Origin of the sequence: Candidatus Acidulodesulfobacterium sp. H_13, from assembly GCF_048541835.1 — a bacterium.
Classification (GTDB): domain Bacteria; phylum SZUA-79; class SZUA-79; order Acidulodesulfobacterales; family Acidulodesulfobacteraceae; genus QIJE01.
In genome coordinates, this window is record NZ_JBLEOY010000002.1 from 490,011 (window position 1) to 506,729 (window position 16,719).

Genomic DNA, 16,719 nt, shown 5'->3' on the forward strand with positions numbered 1-16,719 from the left:
AGACTTTTTCACAGTGGAAGCCATGACACCTGATGCGCTGGTCAGGTACATGGTTCTGTTTTTCATAGATATAAAAACCAGAAAGGTTGAGCTTGCCGGAATAGCTAACGATCCCGATGGTAAATGGATGGTTCAAATGGATAGAAATCAGACGGATGCTTTTAATGGTTTTCTCCTGGGGGAAAAGTATTTGATTCATGACCGATACCCGCTCTACACAAAACAGTTTGATGCGATTATGGAAAGCTCTGGTGTCATAATCAAACGGTTGCCAGCCTTTATGCCTGTAATTGAATGCATTTGCTGAATTCTTCGTTAAAAGCATTAAAACCGAATGCATAAATAAAATGATTATAGCAAGCGAAAAGCAGCTTAAATATATTGTGAAGGAATACATTGAACACTACAATCACGAATGCTCCCATCGAGGTCTTGGGGGAAAAAGGATAGAACTGTATTTTTAGGATAAAAAAGGAGTGATTGTATAATTCAGCAGATTAGGGGGCCTGTTGCACTTCTTACCGCAGGGTACCCAGACTCCCGAGCAGCATAGCAATTATGGAATCCTCCCAGAGGGGTGTTTTTTTCCCTGAATAGGGGGGGGTGTGTCATTGCGAAGTTGTTTTAAGATAATTTCCCTTCCTTTCACTATTTTAGAAATCGTCAGGGGAGGATGGTATAATTTGTATTATTACAGGCAGTTACCAGATACTCTACAACAGAGTATCAATGGTGTTAAAACTTGATACCCTCCATGAAATGTGGGTTGCGGAAAGAAACCGCAAGGGCAGTTCCGAACTCATGTCATTCAGCGAATATAAAGATGTCCGCTATGATAAGGATATCCGTAAAAGTTATCTTCAGGGACGATTAGGGGGCGTTCCAAAGATTCTTATGAATAATACTTTGATAAAGCGTCGGGAGAATGGCTGATGCCTCCTAAAAGAATAAAGTTCCGTCGGTTACTGGGTGAGCGTCGATATCGGAAAGATTACAAAAGGAGCAGACAAGGATGAATCTAAATAGTTGCTGTAGTATGGCTATAAATATAATGACCTGCCGTTTTCTTTTAACCACTTATCACGTTCTTTATAATCAGGAAGGATTACCCTTACCGTATTCCAATATCTTGCGGAATGGTTGTGGTGCCTTAAGTGCGCTAATTCGTGGACCACAATGTAATCTACGATTTCAGGTGGTGCCATTATCAGGCGCCAGCTAAAATTAAGCGTTCCGGAAGGACTGCATGAACCCCAACGCTTTTTAGCATTTGATATTTTGACTGATTTACATTTCCAGCTGGTTATGCGGCTATAGCGGGAGACCCGTTCAGAGATATCCCTTAATGCTTGAGCCTTATACCATTCTATCATCCTTTCTTTTGCACGTGACAAATCTGCGCGGGGATAGATTAGCCGGTCGTTTAAGGTAATTTGTTTCTGGTCTGAGAGCATTAGCTTATATGTATTACCTAAATGCAAGAAGCCTTCGCCCTCAATAAACTGTTTCGGTTTATATGTATCATTTAATTTATTGGCCCGCGCTTTTTGCTTCTTGATCCACGGCAGACTCTTATCCACGAAGTTGCGGATGTAATAGAGCGGCGTCCGCATCGGCGCGCGTACGATCAGTGTTGCATCTGCCATAACTGCCAGCGCGACCGTTTTCCTCTTAGAGCGAACCAGTTTATCTATTTTAATTTGCGACATAAAAAGCCTCTCTTACATACGATTTTGCCGAAAATATCTATTTTTAAATATTTAAGTTCTGATGGGAGTAATGCTATTTGCATAAAATAGCATGGAACAAGAATGGCTACCAATTTAAATCTGAAACTAATCTGCGGTAACATTCGTAATAATAAATCGCCGCTCGTTATCATAAATGGTTTTCTTACCTTTAAATATTGCTGCTTTTGTCGTTTCCATACCCGGCATTATACATATTATCCGCTTGGTTTACAAATGAAATATGAATGCATGAGAGTAGTTTGTCCGGAAGATAGTTCCGTCCCGGATTACCACTATGCGTGCGCTATAAATTTAGCCATTTTTTTGCCTTCTAACCGCTTGCGTAGCTTCATCTATTTTTTTTTGCATATCTTTCAGCTCTATTTCCATCTTTATCATATTGTAAAATCCCCTATCCGTTTAATAAACTTAAGCTTATTTGCCGGGTTAAAGAGCCGTTTGCAGTGGTTATAATATCGGATAGTGTGACACAATCGGCATAATAGACCGAGACGTTATGCTTGCCGCAATGGCCAATGATGCCCGGGAATAAATGCGAGAGCGGGTAAAACCAATCTACTGCCTAATCCAAGGTAAATATTCAGACTCTTCGCATCGTTTATGCCTAAAGGGCATGGTTACTTTTTTCATGAGTGGAATCTCGAAATATATTCGATCAGAAAAGAAGTGGAAAATTTAAAAGAAATAAAAGTAGATTATTTATAGAAACATAATTTGGGAAGATTTAAATGAGAAGCAAAGTACTCACTCAAACGCATTTTAAAATTCTCACTAACATGTTTTTATGTACGACTTAGAAGTGCAGAATTAACCCCTGTAAAGCAGTGAAATCGCCAGAGTAGTATATATATAATAAATAAACCTATTAAGAAAAAGAGAGATTTAAAATGCCTTATTCGAGCTACTCTTATTTAGGTAAGTCTTGGCCGAGACTTGAAAGAAACAGCCGAAACAGTACTAGTTCAACGCAGTTTATGATTCTTAAGTGAACTTGTTTAAAATGATTGACAAATGGGCAGAAATAATTGCAATAGATACTGTAAGTGGTTATCAATCTCATGAGGCGTGTTCTATTTGCGGCTATTAATTATTATATATAAGGAGGGTTTGCGAGAAAAGTGTTTACATAGATTTCTCGTAGTTGTTTCGTCCCTGAAACTTAGGGACTTATAGTTTGCGAGAAAAGTGTTTACATAGATTTCATTAATATTGCGGGGATACGGAAAGAAACGAAATGCTGTTGCATAGTATGTTGCTACGCCTGTCATGCCATGAAAATTAACAGAGGAGCCCGGAAGAGATTAAGCAGGGTATGAAAGCTTAAATGTTTGATATTTGTGAGATGAAAAAATGAGGATTGACAATGTAGATGTAAAACCTGCACAGGACTCAATAAATCCTGAGATGATTTTTGAGATTGAACTTTACATTCAGAGGGGAAGTGAAATTCCTGTAGAGATTTGTGGATCCGTAAAGTCGGATGAAGATAAAAGAATAGCTAACATTTATGGGTGTGAGTTTACAACCCGGATAGATGAAAAGATTGAATTATCAGCACGAGACCTAACGCAAGATGTAAAAATTAAAGGAGAACAGAAGTTAACGATAGAAGTAAAGGTGCCATTAAATCATAAAGTACTGGACTACATTGAAGATAGAAGGGCTGCTAATCCAAAGGGAGACGTAATGCTAAACTTAGACATTCGTATCAGAAGTCTTTGCTCAAGAGTGATAATTTCACCTGTGTTTTCTGCAGAGGGTACGGGATTTCCAACTTTACCAAAAGACTATGAATTTGACGGGTTTGTACTTCGCGGAGATCCATCATCAAGAAGTCCGCAGTCAACTTTGAATATATTGTCAGGTGATAGCGGCACAACTTTTATTGAATTAGCTAACGTTAAAGAGGTTATTTCCGTTACTATTGCATCAAGCGACTGGATCCATGATTTTTGTCCGGTATTCGGGATAGGAAAATTTCTTGTACTTGAATATTTAATACCTGACTATGTTGAAGGAACTGACGATATTAAGGAGAGATTAAGGCGTTCCATAGATGTAATAAAGAAGATGGAAGAATGCGTTATAAAGTGCAAATGGAATGAAGTTATTGAGCATTCCAGGCGTGTCGGGGAACTACTTAAAAATCATCAAGATGATGAAATAAAAGTTTTGTTAACTATGGACGGATACACAGATGAAGCATTTACGAGTTTTAACAGAATTTTAATAGGATTGTATGATTTTGCATCTAAATTTCTTCATGAAGAAGACAAAAGTAAGAAGATCATGGATGATATAAAAGCCTCAAAGGAAGATGCTTACCTGATTTATGCGGTATCAGTGAATGTAGTCAATCTAATCTCAAAAAAGATGCAACGGTTGAATAAATAGCATGACCTTATTCACTTTTTGTAAAAATACTATAAAATGCTTACGACTAAAGCATGAAGGAAGGTTGCGTTAAGTTATACATAGACTATTTATGCGGCCTTCTATGACGGCGTTCGATTGCTATATGGTTTCTTTTTAGCTATGTTTACAGTCCGGAAATAATGAGATAGACTCGCCGATCCTCATGATGGGTCTTTTATTTGTATATTACTGAGGGTCGTTTTGTCCGCTCTTGCCGTAATGAAAGCTAACCTTCTCATTTTACGCACCGAAAAAATAACTTTCGCAACTTAACATCGGGAAACCTATCAATCAATTGCAGGGTATTCATTATTGATTTACCCTTTTTAAGCCTTCAAGTTGCTTAACGACCGGTATTGAAATGCCGGCAGTCTCGTAAGTTTTTTGTAATCCTCAATCGTCACACATTTTAGACAAGCGGTCGCAAAATCCATAACACACCTTTTTTCTTATTATTTGTCTTGAGTATGGCATGCTACGCTTTGCAGAGATAATAGTTACTTGACGAATTTTCCTTAATTTTATATCATTAATACTGCTTTGTTGCCTTCTCATGTCCAAAAAAGGTTCAAAAATGCTTAAGGCTTCTGAGATGCAGCTCCTAAACTATCTTTATATTTTTTCGAAAAAATATAAAGATAGAAGGGAAATAATAATTCCAAGAGAAAAAGGATTATATCTATTGGGTTTGGATAAAAGGAAAAACTAATAATTTAGAATATCCACAAAGGGATAAAGGGACTTGCAAGTGAAGAAGAGATTCCAAGCGCAGTTAAAATAGTGTGTCGAAGCTGTTCTTACAGTGAATTCTGCCGGGCTTATATTATGAAACAATCGATGTACATATTTTCAAATGGTAGACTTAAGCGTAAGGACAATACGCTATTTTTTGAGGATGCCGATGGCGTTAGAAAATTCATCCCGATTGAGAATACAAAAGAAATTTTTGCGTTTGGCGAAATAGAGTTGAACACGAAGGTCCTGAATTTTCTTGCCCAAAAAGAAATAATTTTACACTATTTTAATTATTACGATTATTATGCCGGCAGCATATATCCGCGTGAACATTATAATTCCGGTTTTATGATATTAAAACAGGCAGAATTCTATATGGATAGCAAGAAAAGGGTTTTCATAGCCAAGAAATTTATTGAGGGTGCTGCAGAAAATTGCCTGAAGATATTAAAATACTACGGAAGACGGGATAAACCGCTTGAGCATCAGATTACAGAGATAGAACATTTGATAAGTGTGCTTGAAAAACAGACTTCTATTAATGAGTCAATGGCAATTGAGGGGCAGATAAAGCAGGTCTACTATCAAGGCTTCAATGCCATAATGGGGAGCGATGAGTTTAAATTCAACGGACGAAACAGGCGTCCTCCAAAGGATTCTATTAATGCGTTGATAAGTTTTTCCAATTCACTGATCTATACCTTTTGCCTCAGTGAGATTTATCAAACCCATCTTGATCCCAGAATCGGTTACCTGCATACGACTAACTTTAGGCGATTTACACTCAATCTTGATATTGCGGAGATTTTCAAGCCGGTGATTGGTGATAGAACTATTTTTGCAATGATTAATAAGGGCATAATTACACATGCGGATTTTGAAAAAGCTTTAAATGGCATTGTGCTGAATGATAAGGGCAGGAAAAAGTTTTTGTCATATATTGATGAAAGGTTGAAGCAGACAATAAATCATTCCACGCTTAAAAAACAAGTCAGTTATCGCAGGCTCATGAGGCTTGAGATGTATAAATTAGAAAAACATTTAATGGGCGAAAAGGAATATAATGCGTTTGTAATGGACTGGTAAAAATGTTTGTAATTTTGTATTACGATGTGGGAGAAAAAAGATGCGGCAAGATGCTTAAGACTTGCCGAAAATATCTTCAATGGGTGCAAAACTCTGTGTTTGAGGGAGAAATATCAACAGCAAAGTACGAAAAGCTGATCTATGAAATTAAAAGAATCATAAAAGATGAGGAGGGTGATTCGATAGTAACATACCTATTTAGAACAACGAAATATACGAAACGATTAGTCTATGGGAAAGATAAAAAGGCCGATATCCAATTTATATAATGTATGATTATTTTCGTTAAAAATTCTGTCGATGGCAGGTAGCGTGAAAATCCCCATAGATCGACAGAAAAGTCTGCGCGATTTACTTGCTTTTCAATAAACATTATTGTAGAATAAAATTAATATAGTTGATGTTTGGCTATTTTATTGATCTTTTGACTCTACCTATAAGGAATTGAAACTGCATGCTTGATGGGCGTAGTGCAATGGCTTGATGGCTTTTGACTCTACCTATAAGGAATTGAAACATAAAGAATTATGGAAAATGTTAGGCACTATTACAGTCTTTTGACTCTACCTATAAGGAATTGAAACGAACAAAACAAGCCAAAAAGATAGACGCCATCGTTAAAACTTTTGACTCTACCTATAAGGAATTGAAACATCGTTGGAACCCATCTGGCGATCATGATGGGTTTGGGTCTTTTGACTCTACCTATAAGGAATTGAAACCCTTAGGCGACGATGTTGAGATGTTTGAGATAATGGACTTTTGACTCTACCTATAAGGAATTGAAACTTAGAAAAAATGGAGGCTGAATTGCCTCCTGATTTAACTTTTGACTCTACCTATAAGGAATTGAAACGGTGACGCTGAAGAATTTAATAAGAGAAGATATTTTCTTTTGACTCTACCTATAAGGAATTGAAACTAATAAAACCCCCATTTACCTGCCATATTTCAGACACTTTTGACTCTACCTATAAGGAATTGAAACACAGAAAGAAAGAAAAAACAGAAAGAAAATGAAAGAACTTTTGACTCTACCTATAAGGAATTGAAACTGAGACATAACACGGTTAAGTTAGCGTATTTAAAAGCTTTTGACTCTACCTATAAGGAATTGAAACCCATTTACAGGAGTTTTAAATGTAATTGGGTCTAATCTTTTGACTCTACCTATAAGGAATTGAAACTTAATCGACAGACTTGCGAAGCCTCCAAAAATTCCGACTTTTGACTCTACCTATAAGGAATTGAAACCAGGTATGACTTTAAGCTTTTGCCTGTATAAACAAACCTTTTGACTCTACCTATAAGGAATTGAAACATCCAAATATAATTATTATAGAAGTTGTATCCATTATCTTTTGACTCTACCTATAAGGAATTGAAACTTACTACATTGGTAATTTACAAATTTTGAGAATAATCTTTTGACTCTACCTATAAGGAATTGAAACTCCTCCTTTCTTTCTACAAGGACCTTTTCCACTATGCTTTTGACTCTACCTATAAGGAATTGAAACTACAAAAAATAAAATATATTGAAGAGTTTATCCCATCTTTTGACTCTACCTATAAGGAATTGAAACTTTTCGTCCATTTTTTTACTCCTTTGAAATATTTGGACTTTTGACTCTACCTATAAGGAATTGAAACAAAAACTTGTTGAATCCTGGAAAGGTAGCGGGTACGACTTTTGACTCTACCTATAAGGAATTGAAACCATAATGACCGTTATGAGACATAACATCGTTAAGTTCTTTTGACTCTACCTATAAGGAATTGAAACACTTTAGCGTATTTATACGCCAGTTGACCATTTGTAAAACCTTTTGACTCTACCTATAAGGAATTGAAACAGGGACGTAAGACCAAATCGCTATATTTTGCTTTTGCCTTTTGACTCTACCTATAAGGAATTGAAACTCGCATATGGAAATATATTTCTGTTCCACCCACTCTCTTTTGACTCTACCTATAAGGAATTGAAACTATGTTAGAAGGGCGTCAATTATTTTGTCGTCCTCCTCTTTTGACTCTACCTATAAGGAATTGAAACGTTTCCCTATTTCTTTGGGCACTTACTTCGTACCCACTTTTGACTCTACCTATAAGGAATTGAAACATAATATACCGGAACAAATAGCTCCATTCGTCTCTTCTTTTGACTCTACCTATAAGGAATTGAAACCTTTGCAAAAGAGACCACTCTCTTTCGCAATTTCTTCTTTTGACTCTACCTATAAGGAATTGAAACACATTAGTCGGTAAAAATTTAGTGGTGCTTGTTTCAATCTTTTGACTCTACCTATAAGGAATTGAAACATTATAGGATACCCGCCAGATGCAGTATTTGCAGGTAAAACTTTTGACTCTACCTATAAGGAATTGAAACCGAGGAGGAATTGTATGTTTGGTCTCGACATGAAACTTTTGACTCTACCTATAAGGAATTGAAACAATCTGATGACGTATTCCATCTTTTCATTATCTTTCACTTTTGACTCTACCTATAAGGAATTGAAACTCAGTTCGGTGGGGGAAATTAGGGATATAGGCAAATCCTTTTGACTCTACCTATAAGGAATTGAAACATGGGAGGTAATTTTCAATGTATTTAATTTTTTGTATCTTTTGACTCTACCTATAAGGAATTGAAACACCTTCAATTATTGCGTATTAAAAAAAATGGATAAAACTTTTGACTCTACCTATAAGGAATTGAAACCGTTAAAAAAAACCTCTATGTCGGTAACACGATTTCCTTTTGACTCTACCTATAAGGAATTGAAACTTATTATGGATAAAACGACCTGTTTCCCTGGCTTTACTTTTGACTCTACCTATAAGGAATTGAAACTCGTCTTTCCAGACGTAGAGGTCTTTGTTGTATCCGGCTTTTGACTCTACCTATAAGGAATTGAAACACATCTTTCTTGTTAGGCACTTTGATAGTGCCTAACCTTTTGACTCTACCTATAAGGAATTGAAACTGGCTTCATCAGGCAAAAATCTTAAAAAGTATTTCTCTTTTGACTCTACCTATAAGGAATTGAAACTCATATTCCTTTTTATTAGGCACTTTGATAGTGCCTAACTTTTGACTCTACCTATAAGGAATTGAAACATATTATCAGGTATAAAGGTTAATAAAAATTCCATGGCTTTTGACTCTACCTATAAGGAATTGAAACGGTGCAAATACTTGGCACCCAAAAGTTATAAACTTACTTTTGACTCTACCTATAAGGAATTGAAACCTACCCGTTACAACGACTTCTATTTTATTGCTATTCCTTTTGACTCTACCTATAAGGAATTGAAACTCAACAATCACCCCCCTCAGCCTCTTCGGGTGGGTTCCTTTTGACTCTACCTATAAGGAATTGAAACAAAATGCGATGTGATAAACTGCATACATAACAATTAACTTTTGACTCTACCTATAAGGAATTGAAACATGGGCAGCTTAATACCCAAAAATTTGCGAATAAAACTTTTGACTCTACCTATAAGGAATTGAAACCCTTAAGCGTTTAAATTAACTTCGATTAAAGTTGTTGCTTTTGACTCTACCTATAAGGAATTGAAACAGTACGCCTTAAAACGCCTCCTATGCGTTTCTTTAACTTTTGACTCTACCTATAAGGAATTGAAACAGTACGCCTTAAAACGCCTCCTATGCGTTTCTTTAACTTTTGACTCTACCTATAAGGAATTGAAACTCGTACCCGCTCCATTTCCATGCTTGAAGAAGTCTATCTTTTGACTCTACCTATAAGGAATTGAAACTACATTTAAATCATCTCCTTTTTTTATAAGTTAGGTCTTTTGACTCTACCTATAAGGAATTGAAACTGACTTTTCTAATTTGGACGAAGACAGGAGAGGAAACTTTTGACTCTACCTATAAGGAATTGAAACACAATTCTATACGCCCACCGGCGTAAGATTGTCGGACTTTTGACTCTACCTATAAGGAATTGAAACTATTGTACACTTCTGTTTACTTCTGCCACAGGCAAGGCTTTTGACTCTACCTATAAGGAATTGAAACTCTTTAGCTTTTTCTACATCTTTAGTTCCTTCGTCCTTTTGACTCTACCTATAAGGAATTGAAACAGCACGCCTTAAAACGCCTCCTATGCGTTTCTTTAATCTTTTGACTCTACCTATAAGGAATTGAAACTCGTTAAGTTATTGTATTTAAAAGGGATTATAAAAACTTTTGACTCTACCTATAAGGAATTGAAACAAGTTCCAACACTTGTTATATTTGGTTGAGTTGCTGTCTTTTGACTCTACCTATAAGGAATTGAAACATCCAAATATAATTATTATAGAAGTTGTATCCATTATCTTTTGACTCTACCTATAAGGAATTGAAACAAAAATAGTGAACTAAACGAAGTATTTAGAGCTTGCGCTTTTGACTCTACCTATAAGGAATTGAAACGTCTAATCCTTTTAACTTTATCAAATCGTTTAAAACTCTTTTGACTCTACCTATAAGGAATTGAAACTTCGTTGGGCTAAACCCCAACGTCGTATCCCTTTAAACTTTTGACTCTACCTATAAGGAATTGAAACTTCGTTGGGCTAAACCCCAACGTCGTATCCCTTTAAACTTTTGACTCTACCTATAAGGAATTGAAACTTCCTGCTCCAGGATTTAAAGTGTATCCTACTTTATCTTTTGACTCTACCTATAAGGAATTGAAACGTAGCTGTAATATGAATAGAACGTTCAAGATTACCTGTCTTTTGACTCTACCTATAAGGAATTGAAACCTCAGACAGGATTGCTAATATAAAACTAAGCTAAAGGCTTTTGACTCTACCTATAAGGAATTGAAACCGATACAGTATACGCCGCCTTGCAATCTTTCAGATATCTTTTGACTCTACCTATAAGGAATTGAAACAGATTTGCATAAAAATCTTGAATCGGAGGGATTAAGACTTTTGACTCTACCTATAAGGAATTGAAACTTTTTTTCCTCCGTTAAAATTGAATTACAATAAAACCTTTTGACTCTACCTATAAGGAATTGAAACCATTATAATAAATCTGTTGCGGTATCCAAATTATTCCTTTTGACTCTACCTATAAGGAATTGAAACTTCCTGCTCCAGGATTTAAAGTGTATCCTACTTTATCTTTTGACTCTACCTATAAGGAATTGAAACAAGTTTAACCTTGCTACACTTCTAACCCATTACTCAGCTTTTGACTCTACCTATAAGGAATTGAAACAGGTTTGGAAAACGGTAGATTCTCCAGCACCCCCTCCCTTTTGACTCTACCTATAAGGAATTGAAACGTAAATTTGTCATAACAACATTTCCTGTCGAAGTTACTTTTGACTCTACCTATAAGGAATTGAAACTCACATTCGGTTGTGCAACTGTAGTGAGCGTTCCGGCTTTTGACTCTACCTATAAGGAATTGAAACATGATTATATTACAAAAAGAGATTCAAATAATTGATCTTTTGACTCTACCTATAAGGAATTGAAACGTAAAATACTTGTACCCATTTTCAGAAAACAAGCCCACTTTTGACTCTACCTATAAGGAATTGAAACGTAAAATACTTGTACCCATTTTCAGAAAACAAGCCCACTTTTGACTCTACCTATAAGGAATTGAAACGCATTTGATATACGCCTACACTTGCTTTATTTATTCGCTTTTGACTCTACCTATAAGGAATTGAAACTTTTATGTATTCCATATTATCCTTGTTCCAGGTAGACTTTTGACTCTACCTATAAGGAATTGAAACATAGTATAAATAGTGCATTTTTCGCTTTCATCAATATCTTTTGACTCTACCTATAAGGAATTGAAACTCGTCCGGGATTCAGTTAACTTTTAACCCAAACGCCCTTTTGACTCTACCTATAAGGAATTGAAACTTCAAATTTTTATTTGGTTGTTTTTCAAATCCCTTTCTTTTGACTCTACCTATAAGGAATTGAAACTTTTCTATAGGTAGATTACCTACAAATTTTTCATGGATCTTTTGACTCTACCTATAAGGAATTGAAACAGCGACTGTCGCTACCCGTTATAGTAACATCGATTTTATCTTTTGACTCTACCTATAAGGAATTGAAACGTAAAATACTTGTACCCATTTTCAGAAAACAAGCCCACTTTTGACTCTACCTATAAGGAATTGAAACCTTACTGTCTTTGAAGCAGATGAAGCTGTACTTGGAACACTTTTGACTCTACCTATAAGGAATTGAAACCACCATTTGCGAACGACTGATAAAATTAATTCTTAACCTTTTGACTCTACCTATAAGGAATTGAAACTGAAAAATTAGCAACTGTCATAAGTGTTATGAAGGCCTTTTGACTCTACCTATAAGGAATTGAAACAAACAATTGCCTACACAGGCAACCATAACAGCAAGTGCTTTTGACTCTACCTATAAGGAATTGAAACTCGCTAAATGGAAATATTTTCATTTTTGCACCTCCTTCTTTTGACTCTACCTATAAGGAATTGAAACCGTATTACTCTATTCGTAGCGAACCTAAGGAACAGATCTTTTGACTCTACCTATAAGGAATTGAAACATAACTTACACCATTATAATAAATAAGAAAGTAGTTTCTTTTGACTCTACCTATAAGGAATTGAAACCGCTATGGACGTTTTCTTCTTTATAGACGCCAGTATACTTTTGACTCTACCTATAAGGAATTGAAACTGTTGCCTTGTTCAATCTCTCAATTTTGAGAGATTTGCTTTTGACTCTACCTATAAGGAATTGAAACACGCAACCATCGGCTACGGAACGATAGATGCAAGCCCACTTTTGACTCTACCTATAAGGAATTGAAACAGTATGGCACCTATTGTAAGGGGTAAGCTGTTCCCGGCTTTTGACTCTACCTATAAGGAATTGAAACAGCAATACATTTAGCTGTTCCCATTGATAAATTACACCTTTTGACTCTACCTATAAGGAATTGAAACGAAATACCTTTTTTATAAATCTCTTCGGATTTTAGACTTTTGACTCTACCTATAAGGAATTGAAACTTTTGTAAATCTAATCTTGTAGTAATAATTTCGTAATCTTTTGACTCTACCTATAAGGAATTGAAACATCCCTACGTCTAAAAATTCCTTCCAATTATTCATTCTTTTGACTCTACCTATAAGGAATTGAAACTAGAGGAATATATAAAATAGAATATTTTTCCCACGAACTTTTGACTCTACCTATAAGGAATTGAAACAGATTTTTATGCAAATCTTGAATTATGATATTTAAACTTTTGACTCTACCTATAAGGAATTGAAACATTACAAATAAATTTGTATAAGCAGGCAAGTTATCCACCTTTTGACTCTACCTATAAGGAATTAAAACACTTTCACCCTCTATTTTTCCCACGGTTTGATAAAACTTTTGACTCTACCTATAAGGAATTGAAACTATATACCCATATTCACATATATCGATATTCACATACTTTTGACTCTACCTATAAGGAATTGAAACGAAAAATACGTCCGACCCTGGTCTGACCAGTTCCGACCTTTTGACTCTACCTATAAGGAATTGAAACTCTCTATAGATCATTAGCCGTAATTTTACAGACTTTCTTTTGACTCTACCTATAAGGAATTGAAACGCTTAGAATTATTAGAAAAATAATTATCGGCAATAGTCTTTTGACTCTACCTATAAGGAATTGAAACATCTATCAAAAAAGGGAAAAAGTTAATTTTGATTATACTTTTGACTCTACCTATAAGGAATTGAAACCTTTTTATAGTTTGTCAAGTCTTTATTTACGATTTATCTTTTGACTCTACCTATAAGGAATTGAAACTAGGATACCGTTTCATCGACTACTCTTTCTAAATTATCTTTTGACTCTACCTATAAGGAATTGAAACTTTGGGTGCTTAGCCACCCCGTTACCTTTGTTTCCTGCTTTTGACTCTACCTATAAGGAATTGAAACTTATTACGGCATCATTTTCTACATTTGTTATTTTTATCTTTTGACTCTATCTATAAGGAATTGAAACCGGTGTCTTACAATGTTCCATAAGATTTTGCTAATAAAATAAGGAAAAGTAATCATTGACAATATTGTTATGCTTGACATAGTAAAAAGATAGGCATACAATTAGAAAAATAGTTGCCGAGCTATTTTATAATGCTCATCTCAATCCATATCGCATAAAAAAGAAGGGGATGTATGAGGATTCTTGTTCATCTTATTTCAGATAATAATATAACAATAAGACAGAGCTATAATAATATTCTTCAGGGATTGATATATCAATATTTGGATAGAATGGACGCGGTATGGCTTCATGAACATGGTTTCGAATTCGGTAGTAGGAAGTTTAAACTTTTTGTTTTTTCTGAAATTAGGGAAAAGGGAACAGTAGATCGGAATACTCAAACCTTTACATTTTTCAACAAAATAAGTTTTTATTTATCGTCTCCGGTAGATTGGATTATGACCCAATTTGCAGGCAATATTATCCGTGCGAGAGATCTGGATTTCGGTAACAATAAAGTGTCCGTAGAATCTATTAGTGTTATGAAGGACAGGGTAATAGACGGTAGCTCTATAACCGTTAGCGCAATCACCCCGATTGAAGTACATTCAACTTTAATTAAACCTGATGGTAGGAAACTGACACACTACTATAGCTCGTTTGAAGATGAGTTCGGCAGGTTAATCAATAACAATATGATAAAAAAGTGGGGAGCGCTCTACAATAGAGAAGCGCCGGGCAGTATTTTAATTAGGCCTCTATATAGTGGTAACAGAAATGAGCGTGTCAGATATTTTGTCAGTAATGGCAGAAAAACTGTTATAAAAGGATGGCTTGGAAGATATAGACTGTCTGGAGACAGGGATATCTTGAGATTCGCGCTTGACGCGGGGCTTGGAAGCCGCAATAGTCAAGGGTTTGGTATGGTGGAGATAGATAGATAGAGTGCTCGGATAATAATATTGATATTCAGAAAAGTGTTTAAGGAAAGGATAAAATATGAATTTTTTCTTGGATAAGACAAAAAGTGTTGCATAATGTTCTGGAGACATTAGGGCGATTTTTAATAGGGACGAGATAATGGGGATACGACTAATTGATTTTGTTAAAATATTAAATTTACCTATGATCAAACTGAGAAATGGAAACATGTGAAGATAGAATTAAATAAAAATATGGGGTTTATTTATGATTCACGAAATAGTCAACTACATGAAACATCTAAAGGAAAATTCTCCGCAAATTTTTGAACAGGGATTTAAACCCTCTCAAGGACTTCATATCTTTGTTAAGTTGAATCAAAATGATGATGTAACATGTTTTCCGGGAGAAAAGGGGACAGATTGGGATTATTATGATGGGAAAGAGATGTCCAAGTTTTTAAGCAACATTAAAAACTATGAGCAGCAGGGACAGCGAATAGGTACGGATATGAACAAAGTTTTCGATAAAAAAAAACAGCTTGTTTCCTGTTCTCCCTACATGATTTCTTTTAAGAAAGATAAATTGAAAAATGATAAAAGCGAAGGGGAGTCTTTTGAAAAGATTAGCAATTTGCTTGATTTTTATTTTGACAAAGCGATAACCGAATGCTTTAACAAAGATGAAGAAAAAAAGACTCAAATTGTATTTTATTTCAAAGATTTTCTTAAGAGCAATCTTACTCGAATTGCCGAATTTGACATATTCTCCAAGATGACAAAAAATGATTCTATAAATATTTATCTTGAAAGTGCTTTATTGGAGGACTTTAAAACAGCCCATAACAACTATTTAAGGAAAAATCTTTTTAATAAGAATGACTTTAATTCCGATGAGGAAATATCGGATACTACTTATGGTTTAAGTGGCTTTTTTAACGGTTTAAATGATGAAAAACCATTTTTAAAACATAAAACCGGGACTATGTATATGGGTTTGGCGGGAAGAATACAAGCGAAGGATACCGTTTATTTAAATGATTTTGATTTGTTATTGAAAGGAAAAATTTTCCCCCAGCCATTGCCGATTTTTATCAATAAAAATGAATTTGAAAACAGTGATGAAATAATTAGTATTTTTAAAAATGATTCAAGATTAAGCTATAGTCAGATTCTTAAACAACTTTTCAAAGACAATAAAGAAAGAATTTTGCAAAATTATTATTTACTGTCTTTTAACTACAAAAACAAAAAAAACAAAAAATATGGGTTGCAAGACTTTGATTTTGTTTCAAAATTTCGCTATTCATTGGAAGAGAATGGCAAATATCCTGAAATAATAAACTTGTTTAAAATTAAACAGAATAAAGATTTAAAACAAAATTATCCTATTAAAAACATTTTTCAGTTTGAGGCTGACATTATTAAAACCATCTTTAACAATTCATTGGTAAAAATTAAAGACAATAGTTTTGATGCTTATTATTTTGGAGAAATTAAAGTAGAGTATAGAAGTGGTGGAGAACCAATTTTTCAGATGATCATGAAATATCGCAAAGCATTTTATGACTATATCTATAAATCCAAAACTCAAGCGATTAATTCCCTAATGTGGGATGAAATTATGTTTAATAGTGTTATTGGAGATTTACGAAATGATGGAGATTTACGAAATGATGGAGATTTACGAAATGATGGAGATTTACGAAATGATGGAGATTTACGAAATGATGGAGATTTACGAAATGATGGAGATTTACGAAATGAT

At 34.8% G+C, this 16,719-nt stretch carries 9 protein-coding genes and 1 CRISPR repeat array; of the genes, 8 read left to right on the plus strand and 1 reads right to left on the minus strand.

Annotated features, from left to right (window positions below; genetic code table 11):
* The first annotated feature begins 22 nt into the window (after positions 1-22).
* From ACMCNP_RS06925 to ACMCNP_RS06935, 3 genes are all read left to right on the plus strand, one after another.
* Positions 23-307, plus strand: a complete 285-nt coding sequence (locus ACMCNP_RS06925) for a hypothetical protein (protein ID WP_419315624.1) — start codon at positions 23-25, stop codon at positions 305-307.
* Positions 291-464, plus strand: coding sequence for an integrase core domain-containing protein (locus ACMCNP_RS06930; protein ID WP_419315627.1), 174 nt, complete (start codon positions 291-293; stop codon positions 462-464). Before ACMCNP_RS06925 ends, ACMCNP_RS06930 begins: the two co-directional genes overlap by 17 nt.
* Positions 465-729: 265 nt before the next feature.
* On the plus strand, positions 730-933 hold the full coding sequence (locus ACMCNP_RS06935; protein WP_419315630.1) for a hypothetical protein: 204 nt from the start codon (positions 730-732) through the stop codon (positions 931-933).
* 107 nt (positions 934-1,040) lie between these two features.
* Here the strand turns inward: ACMCNP_RS06935 and ACMCNP_RS06940 are convergent, their stop codons facing one another.
* A complete protein-coding gene (locus ACMCNP_RS06940; RefSeq protein ID WP_419315632.1) occupies positions 1,041-1,709 on the minus strand; it encodes a M48 family metallopeptidase in 669 nt (222 codons plus the stop codon).
* A gap of 1,392 nt (positions 1,710-3,101) precedes the next feature.
* On the opposite strand from ACMCNP_RS06940, the gene ACMCNP_RS06945 reads away from it, so the two are divergent.
* From ACMCNP_RS06945 to ACMCNP_RS06965, 5 genes are all read left to right on the plus strand, one after another.
* Entirely contained in the window at positions 3,102-4,145 is a 1,044-nt protein-coding gene (locus ACMCNP_RS06945) for a hypothetical protein (protein WP_419315634.1), read from the plus strand.
* 846 nt (positions 4,146-4,991) lie between these two features.
* Positions 4,992-5,987, plus strand: coding sequence for a type I-B CRISPR-associated endonuclease Cas1b (gene cas1b / locus ACMCNP_RS06950; protein ID WP_419315636.1), 996 nt, complete (start codon positions 4,992-4,994; stop codon positions 5,985-5,987).
* Between the two features lie 2 nt (positions 5,988-5,989).
* The gene (gene cas2, locus ACMCNP_RS06955; RefSeq protein WP_419315639.1) at positions 5,990-6,256 is read left to right on the plus strand and encodes a CRISPR-associated endonuclease Cas2; all 267 of its coding nucleotides are present in this window, start codon (positions 5,990-5,992) and stop codon (positions 6,254-6,256) included.
* 152 nt (positions 6,257-6,408) lie between these two features.
* A CRISPR array of direct repeats spans positions 6,409-14,049; the repeat unit is 30 nt; unit sequence CTTTTGACTCTACCTATAAGGAATTGAAAC.
* A 173-nt stretch (positions 14,050-14,222) separates the two neighbouring features.
* Positions 14,223-14,975, plus strand: coding sequence for a CRISPR-associated endoribonuclease Cas6 (gene cas6 / locus ACMCNP_RS06960; RefSeq protein WP_419315642.1), 753 nt, complete (start codon positions 14,223-14,225; stop codon positions 14,973-14,975).
* A 244-nt stretch (positions 14,976-15,219) separates the two neighbouring features.
* Positions 15,220-16,719 (plus strand): hypothetical protein (locus tag ACMCNP_RS06965; protein WP_419315645.1); only part of this gene is annotated, 1,500 nt, incomplete at its 3' end.

Coding starts and splice junctions, on each gene's coding strand:
- ACMCNP_RS06945 (WP_419315634.1), top strand. CDS start 3,102: ATGAGGATTGACAATGTAGATGTAAAACCTGCACAGGACTCAATAAAT.
- ACMCNP_RS06935 (WP_419315630.1), top strand. CDS start 730: ATGGTGTTAAAACTTGATACCCTCCATGAAATGTGGGTTGCGGAAAGA.
- ACMCNP_RS06940 (WP_419315632.1), bottom strand. CDS start 1,709: ATGTCGCAAATTAAAATAGATAAACTGGTTCGCTCTAAGAGGAAAACG.
- cas1b (WP_419315636.1), top strand. CDS start 4,992: ATGAAACAATCGATGTACATATTTTCAAATGGTAGACTTAAGCGTAAG.
- cas2 (WP_419315639.1), top strand. CDS start 5,990: ATGTTTGTAATTTTGTATTACGATGTGGGAGAAAAAAGATGCGGCAAG.
- ACMCNP_RS06925 (WP_419315624.1), top strand. CDS start 23: ATGACACCTGATGCGCTGGTCAGGTACATGGTTCTGTTTTTCATAGAT.
- cas6 (WP_419315642.1), top strand. CDS start 14,223: ATGAGGATTCTTGTTCATCTTATTTCAGATAATAATATAACAATAAGA.